General features: G+C 39.6%; 13 protein-coding genes. All 13 read right to left on the minus strand.

Features of this window, described 5'->3' with window-relative positions; translation table 11 throughout:
- Positions 1 to 68 precede the first annotated feature (68 nt).
- The gene (locus tag NFR51_RS05355) at positions 69 to 1,292 is read right to left on the minus strand and encodes an FtsW/RodA/SpoVE family cell cycle protein (RefSeq protein WP_251712704.1); all 1,224 of its coding nucleotides are present in this window, start codon (positions 1,290 to 1,292) and stop codon (positions 69 to 71) included.
- A 120-nt stretch (positions 1,293 to 1,412) separates the two neighbouring features.
- Positions 1,413 to 1,559: a 50S ribosomal protein L33 gene (gene rpmG / locus NFR51_RS05360; RefSeq protein WP_251712706.1), complete on the minus strand. Its 147-nt coding sequence runs from the start codon at positions 1,557 to 1,559 to the stop codon at positions 1,413 to 1,415.
- Positions 1,556 to 2,740 (minus strand): multidrug efflux MFS transporter, encoded by a 1,185-nt coding sequence (locus NFR51_RS05365; protein ID WP_277613154.1) that lies wholly within the window; start codon positions 2,738 to 2,740, stop codon positions 1,556 to 1,558. The genes rpmG and NFR51_RS05365 overlap by 4 nt, the downstream gene beginning before the upstream one ends.
- 52 nt (positions 2,741 to 2,792) lie before the next feature.
- Positions 2,793 to 3,404 carry a dephospho-CoA kinase gene (coaE, locus tag NFR51_RS05370; RefSeq protein WP_251712708.1) on the minus strand — a complete coding sequence of 204 codons (612 nt, stop codon included), beginning with the start codon at positions 3,402 to 3,404 and terminating at the stop codon, positions 2,793 to 2,795.
- Positions 3,405 to 4,112: 708 nt separating this feature from the next.
- A complete protein-coding gene (gene pflB / locus NFR51_RS05375) occupies positions 4,113 to 6,446 on the minus strand; it encodes a formate C-acetyltransferase (RefSeq protein WP_251712710.1) in 2,334 nt (777 codons plus the stop codon).
- 243 nt (positions 6,447 to 6,689) lie between these two features.
- Positions 6,690 to 7,247 carry a ribosome hibernation-promoting factor, HPF/YfiA family gene (gene hpf / locus NFR51_RS05380; protein WP_251712712.1) on the minus strand — a complete coding sequence of 186 codons (558 nt, stop codon included), beginning with the start codon at positions 7,245 to 7,247 and terminating at the stop codon, positions 6,690 to 6,692.
- A gap of 123 nt (positions 7,248 to 7,370) precedes the next feature.
- A complete protein-coding gene (locus NFR51_RS05385) occupies positions 7,371 to 9,821 on the minus strand; it encodes an ATP-dependent Clp protease ATP-binding subunit (RefSeq protein WP_439108855.1) in 2,451 nt (816 codons plus the stop codon).
- Entirely contained in the window at positions 9,808 to 10,263 is a 456-nt protein-coding gene (locus tag NFR51_RS05390; RefSeq protein ID WP_251712716.1) for a CtsR family transcriptional regulator, read from the minus strand. The genes NFR51_RS05385 and NFR51_RS05390 overlap by 14 nt, the downstream gene beginning before the upstream one ends.
- Before the next feature lie 245 nt (positions 10,264 to 10,508).
- A complete protein-coding gene (greA, locus tag NFR51_RS05395) occupies positions 10,509 to 10,982 on the minus strand; it encodes a transcription elongation factor GreA (protein WP_202230724.1) in 474 nt (157 codons plus the stop codon).
- A gap of 23 nt (positions 10,983 to 11,005) precedes the next feature.
- On the minus strand, positions 11,006 to 13,096 hold the full coding sequence (gene mltG, locus NFR51_RS05400) for an endolytic transglycosylase MltG (protein ID WP_251712718.1): 2,091 nt from the start codon (positions 13,094 to 13,096) through the stop codon (positions 11,006 to 11,008).
- Positions 13,097 to 13,201: 105 nt separating this feature from the next.
- Positions 13,202 to 13,762, minus strand: a complete 561-nt coding sequence (gene rpoE / locus NFR51_RS05405; RefSeq protein ID WP_251712720.1) for a DNA-directed RNA polymerase subunit delta — start codon at positions 13,760 to 13,762, stop codon at positions 13,202 to 13,204.
- A gap of 159 nt (positions 13,763 to 13,921) precedes the next feature.
- The gene (locus NFR51_RS05410) at positions 13,922 to 14,434 is read right to left on the minus strand and encodes an adenine phosphoribosyltransferase (RefSeq protein WP_202230728.1); all 513 of its coding nucleotides are present in this window, start codon (positions 14,432 to 14,434) and stop codon (positions 13,922 to 13,924) included.
- A complete protein-coding gene (recJ, locus tag NFR51_RS05415) occupies positions 14,424 to 16,658 on the minus strand; it encodes a single-stranded-DNA-specific exonuclease RecJ (RefSeq protein ID WP_251712722.1) in 2,235 nt (744 codons plus the stop codon). Before recJ ends, NFR51_RS05410 begins: the two co-directional genes overlap by 11 nt.
- Between the last annotated feature and the right edge of the window lie 18 nt (positions 16,659 to 16,676).

Raw genomic sequence — 16,676 nt, forward strand, 5'->3', positions numbered from 1 at the left:
ACAACATACAAATTTTATAAAAAAAGCTAATTTTATTAGCTTTTTTGACTTTAGCATTTCACTTAAAATTAAGTATTTCTGACATATGTACTTGAAAGTTCCCTTACCTCTCTTCGCTTCTCATCTGCTGAAATATTTAGAACAAAGGCAATTCCCAGCGACAAGACAAGGAAAGAAGAGCCACCTTGTGACAAGAAAGGAAAAGTTACTCCTGTTTCAGGAATGATTCCAAAAGCTCCACCAATATTGATAAATACTGAAATCAAAAGAGTCGAGCCAATCCCAATACAAATGAGTGAATTAAAGGCATTTTTTGCGCGGATACCGACTTGTAGGATGCGTGCAATCATAAAGAACAATACACCCAAAACGATAATCCCCCCAATCAAGCCTAACTCTTCAATGACAATAGAAAAGATAAAATCTGTATGAGCTTCTGGCAGATAACCATTTTTTTCAATCGAATTACCTAGACCTCGTCCAAACCAGCCTCCATTGCTCACAGCATAATAAGAATTAGCAAGTTGATGCCCGTAAGTGGATAAACCCGAAAAAGGGTTAACCATGGCTTTAAATCGAGCATTAACATAGTGTCCTGGTATAACATCTCCCCCAACTGCGTAGAGATAAACGATAAACGCGACTGATGCTGTTAACAGCATCTTTCCATAACCACTAAACCAGCGCCAAGAAATGCCGCTAGAAGCAACCATTACAGCAGTAATCAAAGCCATAATGGTTGCATTACCTATATCAGGCATTAAGAGCAAGATACCCAGCATTAAAAATATCCAAAAACGCCAGCCTCCAAACACCTTTTGCCAGATGGTTTTGCCCTTGAACACAGCTGAAATATCTTTTTCATAAATTTCTTCTTGTTTTTCTGAAAAAACAGAAGCCAGATACCAGACCACGAAAAACTTTGCATATTCAGCAGGCTGAATGGTACCAACTCCTGGAATCGGAATCCAGCCATGGGCTCCATTGGCATACGTTCCCGGTCCAACTCGTGCATAAATCATGGATGCAATCAGCAGGAAAAGGACCCAGCCAATCATTTTCCTACTTTTAAGCGCACGAAGCTTCATGCGATAAATAACAGCAATGGCAATAAAACTCAGGAGCATGAAAGCTCCCTGACTGATCGCCATCCTATAAGGCGAAAGTCCTCGCGCCAGCTGATAGGGAACTGTTGCTGAAAAAACCATTACAAGTCCTATGGCTGACATAATCAGATAAGGAATTAAAATAGAATAATTCAGGAAGTTTGCTTTCTTCAATCCATCTTTCATTTTAGGTTATCATTTCATTTCTATTATTTTTAACATTTTTTATTATAACATTTTTCCAGAATCATTTTTAGAGATGTGCAATTATTTTAAAAGTTAAGGGTAAAACTTGATGTCTAAAGTTTATATCTCACGGTGGAGCGTTACCATCCGCTCTTTTGGACAAAACTTCATTGTTTCTACCTTTCCTGGATGACTGCTTCTATTTTTACTGCTTATATAGTTTTTACTTTTACAGATTGTGCAAGCTAATGTTATTTTCACTCTCATTCTACTATACTCCGTTTCCTTAAGTATTTCCGGAAATTAATCAGGGACCAGAAGAAATTAAGCACGACAAAGAGGCTTGTTACGACAAAGGCCATCCGATAGGAAACCCATCCCGCAATGGCTGAACCAAGAAGCGGACCTACAACTACTCCAAAGTTAGAGAACATTTGATTGTAAGCAAAAATCCGCGAAACGCCTTCTTTTGGAGTAATCTTTGCTAAAAGTGAATTCACGGAAGGCATAAGGGCTCCTGTACCAAAGCCAAGCATGAATCGCAGCAAACCGAGCTGTAAAGGCGTCTGTACAAAAGCCATTGGTAAATACATGGCGAAGCTAAAAACTAAGCCAAGCAAGATTAAACGATGCGCGCCATACTTGTCTCCCAATTTTCCCAGAGTACTTGATGACATCATGGCTGAAAGGCCGACAGCTGAAACGATGAGCCCAGAGATGAACATCAAATTATTTGTATTTGTTGTCAATGTCTTGATATACAAGGTGACAAAGGGCTCTATAGATTGTGTTGTCACTTGAATAATAAAGCTGGTAATCAGCAAGCCAAAAAGGATATGTTTGTCCCCTACACGACTGATAATTTCTTTTGTAGAAAGCATTTCACTTTTAGCCACGGGTTCAAAGTTTTCATGAACAAAGAAAACTGTCAAAAGTGTCGCCAAAGCTAAAAGTGCACCAACGATAAGAAAGACATTGGCCATTCCAAACCACTGCGCAAGTAGACCTCCGATAGAGGGACCAATCAGAGTTCCTGTAATCATGGCAGTGGATAAAATTCCCAGAGCATAACCGGAGCGTTCTTTCGGTGCTTGTGAGGCAATCATCGCCGTTGAGTTGGGGATAAAGCCAGAGAAGAAGCCCATGAGGCTCCGCATGAGGAGAAGCCACCAATAACCGCCCATCTGATGTGAGAAAGCTATAGCAGACATTGTAAAGGTCATCGCAAAAGAAGCTCTTACCATCATCGGTTTTCGGCCATATTTATCCGCAAGTTTCCCCCACATTGGAGCTACCAGCCCGGATACCAAAGCTGTTGAAGCAAAGGCTAATCCAGAAAATAACTCCACATTGGCTCCAGTGACGCCTAAACTTTGAATATAGAGTGGTAAAAAAGGCATCACTAAAGAAAAAGATGAACCCACAATAAAACATCCAATCCATGTCACCCATAAATTTTGTTTCCAATTTACATTTTTATTTTTTGCTGACTTACTCGTGTCACTTCCTCTTTTCTATTTCTATCGTTTTTAAAAGTTCTCGAATTTTTTCATTTGTTTCTGAAATTTTTCCCGAACTGTCAATAATGCGTGTCGCATATTTTTTCTTTTCTAACAAAGGCATCTGAGCTCGAATACGGGCTTTCGCTTCTGCTTCTGTCATCTTATCTCTTGCCATTATACGTTCAATCTGGACTTCCTCAGGCACCGCTACTAGCCAGATTTCATCAAAACCATCATAACCTTGCTCAATAAGCAAAGGAATATCCATAAAAAGGGCTTTCCCTGATTTATCTTTGTGGAGTAGCGCCTTACGTCTGTCATAAATCTCTTGACGAATGATGTGATTTTGCAAATCTGCAAGTTTTGCCCGTGCTTCGTCATCTGAAAAAACTAAATCTCCTAACTTCCGACGGTTCAAAAGTCCTTTTTCATCAAAATACGTGCCACCAAACTCTTGCATGATTGCTTGATAGAGCAGCCCTCCAGGTGCCTGTAGTTCTCGCACTACTTGATCTGCATCAATAATAGGATAACCCTGAGAACGCAAAAAATCAACCACTGTTGATTTCCCAGAAGCTATTCCACCTGTCAAACCGATTACTTTATTCATAGCTTTATTATAGCAGAATTATCGTTCCGGTACTAGGTTAACCTTTCTATCTATTTATCTATTGGTTTAGTAGACAGCTTCTCCTGAATATCAGTATGTCGATAACGAGGGTTATTCAGCTGGATTTCACATCCCTCTTAATTATATTTGTCTCTCCATATAAGCTCTCAGTCATAGCTCATACAGTGTTAACCTGTGCTGCTGATTCTATGGAGAGACTTGAACCGGATAACGTCCTGTCTACTTTTCCGAAGAAAAAATCAAAATCTAAGGATAAAACCAAGAATTCCCCTAAACTCTTGGTTTTTTGTACTTTGTATATCTGTCAGTTTAGAGAATATAAAAATGCAAGCATAGATAAAACTTTATTAATAATTCTTTACTTGGTCAGTCGATATGTAGTTGTTAGATGCTCACTCCCTTTGAATTGATTTTTATTTTCATCAAGGATTTTCAAATTAACTACAGGGTGTTCAATTCCTACTTTTTTCATTTCATCTAAAAGCTTATCAGTAAAGGGCTGGGCTTTTACTTTGATTTCATCAAATGTAGATTGCTCTATAGGTCCAATTTTTAGATATTTTTAGACTCTAATTATAGCAGGAAAATCAAGGAAGCTACTTTTTAGTAAAAGCGATTTCCTACCTGCTTATTTTAGAAAGAATATAAAAAAACAACTTATCTGAAAGATAAATTGTTTTTACTGTTTTAAATATTAGAAGTGTGCATTACTTCGTTATCATCTTGTGAAAGAACTTCGTGGAAGACACGTTCAGTCAATTCTTGTTTTTGTTCTGGTGTAAGGTATTTAGTGTTTACACAGTAACCAGAGATACGGACAATAACGTCTTCACCAGCCATAATCTTGCTGTAGACATCTTTGAGGTCCATAACGTTAAGGTTAACGTGTTGACCACCTTGAGTAAAGTAGCCATCAAGAATTTGAACCAGATTCTCTACTTGTTCGTCACGTGTTTTACCAAGAGCGCGTGGTGAAACTTGAGTTGTCAATGAGATACCGTCGTTTGCATGTGCAAAGTCAAGCTTAGACAGTGAGTTCAAGTTTTGGAGCCATCCCCCACGTGATTTGTTTGATGGGTTAGCACCTGGTGAGAAGAATTCTACTTTAGACTTATTCACTGAACCATCTTCGTTGAGGAATACACCTTTATGAACGGGTGAGTTACCTGTTTGTTTAGAGTAAGCAACGTTTGAAGTAATGGTCAAGAGTGAAACTGTAGCTTCAGCATTTTTGTAAAGCTTGTGTGAAGCTAATTTTTCGTAGTACATCTTCATCAAAAGTTTAGCGATATCATCTACACGGTCATCGTCTTCACCGTAACGTGGGAAGTCGCCTTCAACTTCGTAGTCGTAGATATAGCCGTTTTCATCACGAATTGTTTTAACTTTAGCATATTTGATTGCGGAAAGTGAGTCAACTGTATTGGCGAAACCGCAGATACCGAAGCCCATGTTGGCGCGAACGCGCGTTGGCAAGAAGGCCATTTGAACGGCTTCATAGTTGTACTTATCCGTCATATAGTGAATGATGTTCATCGCATCCACATAAGTATCTGTCAACCAAGTCAATGATTTGTCAAAGTTTTCCATAACTGTATCGTAGTCAAGGATTTCGTCAGTTACAGGTTCGATGTCGAACACTTTGTAGTCTTTATGAACATCGTCATATCCACCGTTCAAACCAGTAAGCATTGCTTTCAGAACGTTAACACGCGCTCCGAAGTATTGGAGGTTGTGACGTTCGTTTTCGTTTTCTGGATCAAGTGGTGATACACAGCATGAGATACATGACATTTCGCCGTATCCTTCTTTAGCCATTGTTTCTACACCTTCATATTGGATAGAAGAGTGTTTATGAGACATTGACATTGCATAGCGTTTGAAGGCATGTGGCAATTTGTCAGACCAAAGAACAGTCAAGTTTGGTTCTGGAGCGTTACCGATAGTATCCAATGTGTTAAGGAAACGGTAGTCCATTTTTGTAACACGGTGACGACCGTCATTACCCATACCAGCCATAGATGTTGTGATGAATGTTGGGTCACCAGAGTAAAGTTCATCGTAGGCAGCAGCACGCGCGAATTTCATTGTACGAAGTTTCAACACGAAATCATCAACGAATTCTTGAATTTCTTTTTCTGTGAATGTACCACGTTCAAGGTCACGTTCAGCAAAGATATCAAGAACGATTGGCACACGGCCAAGTGAAGTTGCCGCACCGTTGATTACACGACATACAGCCATGTAAGCAATATTGATCCATTGGATAGCTTCTTTCGTGTTCAAGGCTGGACGACGAACGTCAAGTCCGTAAAGATCACCAAACTTAGCCACTTGGTCAAGTGCTTGGTATTGCATGTTGATTTCTTCTTTAAGACGAATGTTTTCGTCGTTGATTTCAGTGATTGCATCCCACTCGCGTGCTTTTTCTTTCATCAAGTAGTCTGCACCATAAAGCGCAAGACGTGCGTAAACACCGATGATACGTCCACGTGAATAGGCATCTGGCAAACCAGTTACTGTATGTGCATGACGCGCTTTACGAATAGCTGATGTATAAGCGCGGAAGATACCATCATTTACAGAAGTCATTGTTGTATCCAAAATATCATGCAATTCAGGATCAACACTGAGTCCATGTTCTGTCAAGATTTTTTCTGCTACACGAAGACCACCTTTTGGCATGAAGTTGAGGCGGAAAAGCTCACTGTTTTGCATACCATAAATTAACTCAAGGTCTTTATTTTCAGGGTCTACATAACCTGCAGGGATTTTGTGAATAGAAGAAACACGATCTGTATCAAATGGGAAGCCCACTTCTTCATAATGCGCTTTTGTAGTTTCAATGATATCTTTTACTTTAAGCGTACGTTCTGTTGGACCCTCGAGGAAACTCTCGTCCCCATCATAAGGTTTATAGTTGGCTTGAACGAAACGTGTAACGCTCGCTTTATCGCGCCAGTCGGAGCCTTTAAAACCTTCCCAGGCTTGCTCAAAGATTTCTTTAGTTTCTGTTTTCATATCGAAAATCTCCTTTGGTCTTTCTGTTTCAGATTACTCTTTCATTATATCATACAGTTTACTAAATTCAAGCGATATACGCGGATGATTGCACTTTCTTTACTAGTACAGTTTGCTTTTTGTGACAATCTGTATTAGTTTTTATATGAAAAAAATTCATTTTATCATATAAGGCCGCCAATATACAAAAAGCCAAGCCTGAGGCTTGACTTTTAACTCGATACAGTCTCTGCACTTCTAAGATTAGTTTGTTTCAATCAAACCAATATTTCCATCTGCACGACGGTAAACGACACTCGTGCTGTCTGTGTCAGCATCTGTAAAGATATAGAAATCATGTCCTAACATGTCCATTTGCAAAACCGCTTCTTCTGAATCCATAGGTTTGAGGGAAACATGCTTTGTACGTACAATCTTTACTTGTTCTTCGTTCACTTCTTCAATTTCTTCAAGTGGAGCAAACTCATCACCAAAAGCTTGACCTGTAGGAACATTGATTTTAGACTTGCGATTTACACGTGTCTTGTATTTACGAATTTGACGTTCTAATTTTTCCTCAACAAAGTCAATAGCTGCATACATATCAGTTGCTGTATCTTCTGCACGTAGAGTTACATTTTTAGCTGGAACAGTAACTTCTGCTTTATAACGTTTATCTGAGTATACTTTGAGGTTTACATAGGCTGTCACTTCATGACCATCGTTGAAATATTTTTCAAGTTTCCCAACCTTATCTTCAACATATGAGCGGATTGAATCTGTTAATTCAAAATTTTCACCACGGATATTATATTTGATCATAGAGTTTACCTTAACGGTTCTTTTGCTGAATCTTCACTGTTTTTGCATTTGCGGGACAGTCAAGTCTTAAGAACCGTCCTTTCTTTATTTCTAATTTAATTATAATATATAATCGCTTTCAAGTCAATCGATAACCTGTATTCTAATTTTTTTATTAGAAGAACCTATAGACACTGTGTTCCCCGGCTGAATTTCTCCGGTGAGTAGTTGCTCACTCAGAAGGTCTTCAACTTCTCGTTGAAGAGCCTTACGCAGTGGGCGTGCACCATATTCAGGATCAAAGCCTTTGTCTGCAATAACTTTTAAGGCAGCTGGTGTAAACCTCACCTTAATATCTTGCTCTTTTAAGCGTGAAACAAGTGACTTACTCATGATTTTCACAACTTGTTCAATTTCTTTCTCCGTGAGAGAATGGAAAACAATAGTTTCATCTATACGATTTAAGAATTCAGGGCGATAGTGTTTCTTTAGTTCTTCCATAATTCTAGCCTTCATAGCTGTATAATCTTTTACGATTGCTTTCGCACCAAAACCAACTGTTTTATCATCACGAAGTGCTGTTGCTCCAAGATTGGAGGTCATGATAATAATTGTATTACGAAAATCAACCTTGCGCCCTTTGGTATCTGTAACAAAACCATCATCCAAAATTTGTAGCATAATGTTGAAAATATCTGGATGGGCTTTTTCGATTTCATCAAGTAAAATAACCGAGTAAGGTTTATTACGCACCTGCTCTGTGAGCTGTCCTCCTTCATCGTATCCCACATATCCTGGAGGAGCTCCAATCAAACGTGAAGTGGAAAATTTTTCCATAAATTCACTCATGTCCACACGAATCATGTTTTCTTCACTGCCAAAGACACTCTCAGCCAAGGCCTTGGCAAGCTCTGTTTTACCGACACCTGTAGGACCGAGGAACATAAATGACCCCAGAGGACGTCTCGTATCAGCAATACCTGATCGTGCCCGCCGAATCGCGCGAGATACCGCTGTTATGGCTTCTTCTTGTCCCACAACCCGCTTGTGTAACTCTTTTTCAAGATTAATCAAACGCTCACTCTCTGTTTTCGTCATTTGTTGTAGAGGAATTCCTGTAAGATTTGAAACAACAGCATAAACATCGCTTTCTTGAACGCGGGGAATATCTTCTTCTGATAGCGGAAAATTATCAATCTTGCTGACTAATTTCTGAGTGTTTTTTTCAATTTTTTGTGCTTCGAGGATATCAAGAGACACAACCGCAGCTTGTAACTTGCTTTCTTCTTTTTTCAGCTCCGCTTTTAATTCATCTAATTTATTATGCTTTGTCTTACGCGTTATCTTGACTTTCGCCGCAGCTTCATCAAGAAGATCAATGGCTTTGTCTGGCAAACGACGACTTGGCATGTACCGATTACTCAGACTTACTGCCCGCTCTAATGCTCCGTCTTCAAACTTGACTGTATGATAAACTTCAAATTTTTCTTTCAGCCCCTGTAAGATGGCAATCGTCTCGTCTTCTGACGGTTCTTCAACATTTATACGCGCAAAGCGGCGTTCCAGAGCTTCGTCTTTTTCAATATATTTCTGGTATTCCTGATAAGTCGTTGCTCCAATAAGTTGAAATTCTCCGCGCGCGAGTGCGGGTTTCAGAATATTCGAAGCATCATTTACTGAGTCCATCCCCCCACCAGCTCCGATGATTGTATGGAGTTCATCAATAAATACAATAACATTCTTATCATGGGTCACTTCATCCACAATAGCTGTTAAACGGTCTTCAAATTCACCGCGGAACTTTGTACCAGCAACAACCATAGCCATATTTAAAGCCATAATTCGACTGCCACGTAGGTCTGCAGGCACATCCCCCTGCACCACACGTGTTGCAAAGCCTTCAATAATCGCAGATTTACCTACACCTGGCTCTCCGACTAAGACAGGGTTATTTTTAGTGCGGCGACTCAAAATATGGATAAGGCGCTCCACTTCACGCGTTCTTCCTATCATGGGATCAAGCTTTCCTTCACGAGCAGCTTTGGTCAAATCTGTGGATACCGTATCCAATGTAGGCGTTGTCGTAGTCTCTGAAACTTTCCCTGAGAGATTTCTCTTTGAGGCCGGTGTTACAGCTTTCCGACGTTCTGGAACACGTAAATATGCTTTCTGTTCTAGTTTTTTTCGGAGATTTGCAGTATTGATATTTTGTTCCCGTAAAAGTTGCGCCGCAAAGCTCGCTTCGTTAGCCAGTACCATGTACAAAAGATGTTCTGTTCCTACACGATTTTTATCGTTGTTTTGCGCTAAAACTTTTGCTTGCTCAATAATATTTTCCACTCTTGGGCTGAATTTTATTTCTGATTTTTTTGTCTTGACTTGACTTGAGAAGTCCTCAATGTCAATTAACATTTCTTCTAAATCAAGTTGCTCAGAATTTAGCAGGGTAAATGCCAATGAAGAGGGAACTTCAGCCAATGCTGCCAAGAGGTGCGAACTTTCCACCCAGGCATAGTTAAACTTATACGCATAGTCAATAGACTTCTGAAGTACACGCAAGACTTGCGGTGTAAAGTCCTTTTCATTCAATTTCATCATCTCGATCCAATCTCTGTAGTATTTTTATCATCATTTTTGCTCTGCAACTGTTAGAAATATCACTATCAACCAGAAGCAATAGGAGAAGATTTCCTTCTCGTTCAGTCAAAATATTTTCATCAAATAAGAGTTGCAAGACATCTTGAGCCATACTCTCTGTCAAATTGTCTGGCAACTTCTGAATCAAATCAAGCAGAAACTCGTGTTTTGCTGAATAATGATATTTAAATATTTTTATATATCCACCGCCACCCCGTTTTGACTCTACATCAAAACCTTTTGACGGTGTGAAGCGGGTTTTAATAACATAGTTAATTTGCGAAGGCACCACATCAAATTGGCTGGCTAAATCTGCACGCTTAATCTCAATCTCACGTGCTTCTTCCAGCAGCTTTCGCAAATAAGCTTCGATAATATCTGAAGTATTTTGAGCAGACATAGAACCTCCAATCTTTGACCTTTATTGACTATTATACCGAATTTTTTACTTTTTTACCAAAAATAGTGGTTGGAGCTTCCTTAATAAAACAAAAGTATCCTCAAAGGACTGATGAAAAAGTCGAGAAAATCATCTTTCTCGACTTTTTATACAAAATATAAGCATCCTTCACTTACGCTCAAACAGCTTATTGCATTTAAGAAAAGCTGTAAAATATTTTTCAGCTTCCCTGTAGAGATAAGTTTTTATTTTACATCCACAATCTTGACTTCAATTTCACCCATAGGCAGTGGAATGTTTACAACATCGCCTACTTTACGGCCAATTAAAGCTTGAGCGATTGGTGACTCATTTGAAATTTTTCCTGCAAACGGGTCTGCTTCAGCAGTACCAACAATTTGATATTCTTCCTCTTCGTCATCACCTACTTCTTGGAAAACGACAGCCTTACCGAGTGCAACTTCATTTTTATCGATATTGGCGTTGTCTACGATTTCAGCGTAACGAATCATTGTTTCCACTGTAGAAATACGTCCCTCAATAAATGCTTGCTCATCTTTTGCTGCTTCATATTCTGAATTTTCTGAGAGGTCTCCATAGCTGCGCGCGACTTTGATACGCTCAACAACTTCTGGACGTTTTACCAATTTAAGATTATCTAATTCTTGTTCGAGTTTTTCCAGACCTTCTTTGGTCATAGGGAAAGTTTTTTCTACCATTTTTTTATCCTTTTTTAAGTTAATTAGTTACCCGCTGCAATCGCGTCATTGACATACTTTTGAACATTTATATTTTGCTCTTCAAGTGTTTGAGCAAAATAAATCTTCCCTTCTGTATCTGCAACAAAATAGAGATAGTCATTTGCAGTCGGGTTTAATACTGCTTTGATTGCCGACAAGCTTGGACTGACGATTGGTCCAGGACCAAAGCCAGGGTACAAGTATGTATTAAATGGCGAATCTAATTGTGTATTAATCGCAGCTTGTTGATCAAGTGATGTATCCTTACCAAGTTTTCCTTCAGCATAGAAGATACCTGTATTGGAATCTAAGGTCATTCCCAAATCTCTGCGGTTAAAGAAGACTTGCGCCACATTGCGACGGTCATCATCACTCCTTGCTTCCTTTTCAACGATAGCTGCTAAACTCAGTGTTTCATTAACCGAAAGACCAGCAGCTTCCATTTTATCATAAAGTGGTTCAAGTTGAGTATTCATTGATGAAAGCATTGTCTGAATCAGACTTTCAACAGTTGTTTTCTTCGTATATTCATAAGTCGCTGGGAAGAGATAACCTTCGAGCTGATATTTCACACCACTGTCTTTTGCTGGTAAGCTGGCAAGAAGTTTCGGAAACTCTTTTTTCATTTTTTCGATGAAAGCTTGATCTTGAACCACCTTCATGAAGTCCTCTTTGCTAAAAGGAGTTTTCTCATCTTTGCTGTCTGAATTGACAGTAACAGCTTGTGCAATTTGCTCCAATGTATAACCTTCTGGAATCAAGATTTTCCCCAAAGTTGGTTCAACAGGATGTTCCGTCCCACCTTGTTCTAGAAGACTGGCGATTTCGGATAAACTCATACTTGGCGAAAGATTGTAATAGCCACTCTTGAAACCGCTGAAATTTTTAAACTTCGTATAATACTGGAAAATCATTCCATTTTTAATAATGCCTTCTTTTTGTAAGATGTCACCAATTTGTTTGCTGCTCGCTCCCGCAGGAATATTAACAGGTCGCTTCGTTGTCTCTGCTGCATTCAGAGGTTGCACCCCTTCTTTGATAAAGTTATACCCATAAAAGCCTGTTCCCGCAGCCGCTAAAACTAAAACTGCTACGATGATTGCAATAATCTTACCAGAAGAAACTTTCTTCGGAGTTTTTGATTGCTTCGACTTTTTGGTTGCTCTCTCGGAACTCTCTGCTTTGGCTCGGCGACTTCTTCGCTTGCTTTGCATCTCCTCTATCGGCGCTCCCACTCCTGACTCTTCTGACGAAGCAGCACCTGTCCCTTTTGGCTGACTGTCACGTTCTGAATAACTTTGCCCATTTATTGACTGAGGCATCTGTGCTCGAACTGTTGCAAAGTCAGAGCTCACTCCCGATACAGGATTTTCAGAAGCTATGCTCTCCGATGCTTCGGAAACTTTTGACTTCTCTACCTTATCTTTTATTTCATGCACAGCAAGTCCTTCAGATATTTCAGATAAAGAACCTCCATATCTAGGTACCTTTACCTGACCTTCAGACTCTGAATGCATGGACTGAAGCATCTGTGCTCGAACTGTCTCAAAGTTAGGTTCTGCTCCTGATACAGTTTTTTCAGAAACTCTACTTTCAGATGACTCTGGAGTTTTTGGAAGCTTTGGGCTATCTTTTGTTTCGTTAGAAACAATGCCTTCAGCTGGCTCAGATGAGGGACTATCATATCCAGCCCCCTTAGCTTGAGGCTCAAGTTCTGGAGAAGCTTGCGCACGCATGGACTGAAGCATCTGTGCTCGAACCGTTGCAAAGTCAGGTTCCTCTCTTGATACAGCACTTTCAGAAACTGTATTGTCAGGTCCTTCTAAAACTTCCGAAGTTTCTCTCTTACTGTTTGGTTGACGATTATCAAGTTCTTCCGTTAGCTTAAATGTCGTTGGACGTTTAAAATTTGAAAAGTCAGTCAGTTCTCGCCGAGAACGTCTACTATGAGATGAAGAAAGCTCTTTGTTAGATTTACGCGCATAGTTTTCAAAGGTTCCATCCGTATTTGCTCGATTTCCTTCTTCAAGTTCACGCAAGATTTTTTCTTTGAAACTCTCTCGCGAAAACTTCTCCGTGTCTTTATCTACCAAGGTTAATCCTCCTTATCACGCTTGTTCTGTCAAAGATAAGATAAAGCGCAAGTTTGTTAGGTAATATTTACAAAAGCGAGGTCGGGGACCTCACTCTTTTAGATTTTAGCTCTCTTCTGAGTCACTGTCGTCGTCATCGTCGTCCTCTTCATCGAGTTCAACGTCTTCATCCACATTGTCCAGTTCCACTTCCGCAAGCTCAGCATCATAGGCATGAACTTCGTCTTTTTCGTCGTCTGGATTTTCATCGTCATAAGTTAGGTCATCCGTCTCGTTGCCCTTATCAATGTGTTCGTCTTCAGGATCCACTTCGTCTTCGATACCAAATGCATTGACTTTTGTCCGTTTTTTCGTTGTTTTTTCTTCTTCGTCCTCGATTTCATCAAGAGCAATTACTTCCTCATCGATTTCATCGATAGCATACCATGAGCGAAGGCCCCAAACATTATTTCCTAGTGGAATGAAACTTCCATCTGTATTCATTTCTGTATAAAAGCGTGCAATCGTGGCTTTAATTTCATCATCAGACTTCTTCAAGTAATCTTGAACTGTATTCAAAATTTCAGCAAAAGCCATTTCTTCACCGTTTTGTTCCAAAATTGCATGAGCAACTTCAATCATTGAAAGTTCTTCAATTTTTTGTCCTTCTAATGCTTCAATTTTCAAACTTTTTGTGCTCTCTTTCAGATTTTCTTTTTCTATATTATATTAAATTCGCTCCATTGTCAATATGTAAACGGATTTAACGCGGTTCATCATGTGCAGGTTTTAGTCAACATTAAAATAGCATTGAAAGTATAGCCAAAACCGTCTTTAAGTAACTTTTTAGTAATGCATCAAAACTTTGTAATCATAATCACCAAGTTTTTCACGTCCTTTGAGTGCATCCAGTTCGATAAAGAAAGCACAGCCTACAACGATACCTCCAAGACGTTCAACCATCTCAATAGTTGCTTTTACCGTCCCACCTGTTGCCAGTAGATCATCAACAATCAAAACACGTTGCCCTGGCTTAATAGAGTCTGCGTGCATCGTCAAAGTATCTGTCCCATATTCTTTTTCATAATCTGCTGAGATAACCTCGCGCGGTAACTTTCCTGGTTTACGAACAGGAGCAAATCCTACACCAAGTGCGAAAGCAACTGGGCAGCCAACGATAAAACCACGCGCTTCTGGTCCAACAATCACGTCGATTTCTTTATCACGTGCATACTGTACAATTTCTGTCACTGCATAGTTGTAGGCATTGCCATCAGCCATAAGTGGTGAGATATCGCGAAAAATGATACCTTCAGTTGGATAATTTTCAATCGTTGCAATGTAATCTTTAAGTTGCATCTGCATTTTCCTCTTTTAATTTTTTATAGATTTCTTTGACCGGCGATAAGGCAAAAAGCTCTTGAAATTTCACAATTTCTTGAAGTTCTTGATAAATGCCACTCTCAGATATATCCCGTTTTTCCGCTGCTTTGTTCACAGTCATCAGACCGTCTTCAATCGTTACAAAGTTCAATTCTTCAAAGATTTGAATCATTTTTACTAACAAGATTTCTGGTATTTTTAAATAGTTCGCCAAGTTTTTCAATTTAAAGCGCACATCAAATTCCGGATACTGATAAATTGTTTTGTAGAAGCGGGCAAACTGTTCACGGGTCCCTGCTCCTGTCAAATAATAATTTTTCTTGATGTTATTTTTAAAATAAATCAATGCAAAATCCTGCTCATGTATTAATTTAGCCAAAACAGATAAGGCAAGCTTGTTCGTTGGGGCTTCCTCAATAATAAGCACTTCTTCCATTGTACCATTTTTCACTTCATTATGGACAAAACGTACTGTATTTTGAGGCAATTCAATTTGTCGGCTTCGTATATCTAGAAGCTCTATACCATTCACTCTAGCATCTTCAACCATGAGCTGAACCGCTGTTGTGCCATTCCAGGTATTGCTTGACAAGCTCGCCACAAGTTCTGTATCACTTTGTTCAAACTCCAAACTTTCAGAACCGTGCCCAAAATAAACAGCATCTAACATCTGCCCGTTTTGGTTTAACTTTAGCTTCAAATGACTGTTGTCTTTACCCATGCTGCGCGCTTGCTCAACTTTATAGTTCTCAATAAGAAAATAAGGTTTCGGGTTGTCCATACCATAGGGAGCGAGCTTAGACAAGCTATGAATCGTTTCCAAACTTATTTGTTCAAACTGAAGTTTCCCCTGAACTCCAAGTGTGCTCTTCCTTGACATATCAATATCGTTTTCCTCAATAAAATCAAGCATCACTTGCTTAATCGCCTCAAGATTCTCTAGAGAAAAAGTCATGCCAGCTGCTTGTTTATGCCCTCCAAAAGCAATAAATAAGTCTCGATGCGCATCTAAAGCCTCAAAAATATTATAATTTTCAGTAGAGCGCGCAGAACCTCGAAGGATGCCCTCTTCTTCAGCTAAAAGAAGCACTGGTTTGTGAAATTGGTTAAGAAGACGTCCAGCAACAATGCCCAGCACTCCCTTGTGCCAATCCTTATGATAAAGAATTTGTACAGGCTCGTCTGTCATCATGGTTATCGCTTGATTGAAAATATTCTCAACAATGGCTTTACGTTCCTTGTTTTTCTCATCAATCATCTGCGCAATATCTGCTGCCATTTCTTCATCCCACCCTGTCAGCAATTCAATCGCTGGATTGGGATCAGCCAGTCGTCCAAGCGTGTTAAGACGAGGCGCAATTTGAAAGCCAATTGTTTCCTCATTTATCTGTTCAAAGTCTGTTTCTGAAAGCTTCATCAGCTCCAGTAATCCCGCACGTTCTGTATTTGCTAATACCTTAAGTCCTTGGCTGACTAAAATTCTATTCTCATCTGTAAGACTGACCATGTCAGCAATAGTTCCTATAGCCACTAAATCCAACATATCCGCTGGGATATAGTCTAGGAGAGCTGTCGCTATCTTAAAAGCCACACCAACACCCGCTAAATGCTTAAAAGGATATTCTGATTCAGGATGCTCTGGGTGTACAATAGCGTAAGCGGCAGGTAATTCTTCTGGCATACTGTGGTGATCTGTCACGATGACATCTATCCCTTGACTTTGCGCATAAGAAATAGCTTCATGTCCGGCGACACCATTATCCACAGTGATAATCAAATCAATGCCTTCGTTTTGGATAAAATACTTATAAACATCAATGTTCGGACCATAACCATCTGTGAAACGATTAGGTAAATAAACTTGAACTTCCGCGCCTAATTCATCCAAGGCTGTCTTCATCACGGCACTGGCTGTCATACCATCCGCATCATAATCTCCATAGACTAAGATATTCTGACCGCTTTCAATGGCCATAAGTATTCTCTTTACCGCCTTATCCATGTCATGCAATAAGAAAGGGTCATGCAAGTCTTGAAGGTCTGGGTTCAAAAAGGATTTGACTTCCTTTTCTTCTTTTATGCCCCGTTGCCATAAGATTTGTGCTGCCAGCCTGTCTAATTTATACTTTTTACTTAACTTAAGAAACGCATCCGGCAGCTCCGACTCAGTGATATGCCATATATATTTTGATTTAATCAAGTTTCCTCCACTTCATCT

Origin of the sequence: Lactococcus ileimucosae, from assembly GCF_943193185.1 — a bacterium.
Lineage (GTDB): Bacteria > Bacillota > Bacilli > Lactobacillales > Streptococcaceae > Lactococcus > Lactococcus ileimucosae.

Excerpts from the sequence above, each read along its gene's own strand:
- NFR51_RS05355 (WP_251712704.1), bottom strand. The coding sequence starts at position 1,292 with ATGAAAGATGGATTGAAGAAAGCAAACTTCCTGAATTATTCTATTTTA.
- rpmG (WP_251712706.1), bottom strand. The coding sequence starts at position 1,559 with ATGAGAGTGAAAATAACATTAGCTTGCACAATCTGTAAAAGTAAAAAC.
- coaE (WP_251712708.1), bottom strand. The coding sequence starts at position 3,404 with ATGAATAAAGTAATCGGTTTGACAGGTGGAATAGCTTCTGGGAAATCA.
- pflB (WP_251712710.1), bottom strand. The coding sequence starts at position 6,446 with ATGAAAACAGAAACTAAAGAAATCTTTGAGCAAGCCTGGGAAGGTTTT.
- hpf (WP_251712712.1), bottom strand. The coding sequence starts at position 7,247 with ATGATCAAATATAATATCCGTGGTGAAAATTTTGAATTAACAGATTCA.
- NFR51_RS05385 (WP_439108855.1), bottom strand. The coding sequence starts at position 9,821 with ATGAAATTGAATGAAAAGGACTTTACACCGCAAGTCTTGCGTGTACTT.
- NFR51_RS05390 (WP_251712716.1), bottom strand. The coding sequence starts at position 10,263 with ATGTCTGCTCAAAATACTTCAGATATTATCGAAGCTTATTTGCGAAAG.
- greA (WP_202230724.1), bottom strand. The coding sequence starts at position 10,982 with ATGGTAGAAAAAACTTTCCCTATGACCAAAGAAGGTCTGGAAAAACTC.
- NFR51_RS05410 (WP_202230728.1), bottom strand. The coding sequence starts at position 14,434 with ATGCAACTTAAAGATTACATTGCAACGATTGAAAATTATCCAACTGAA.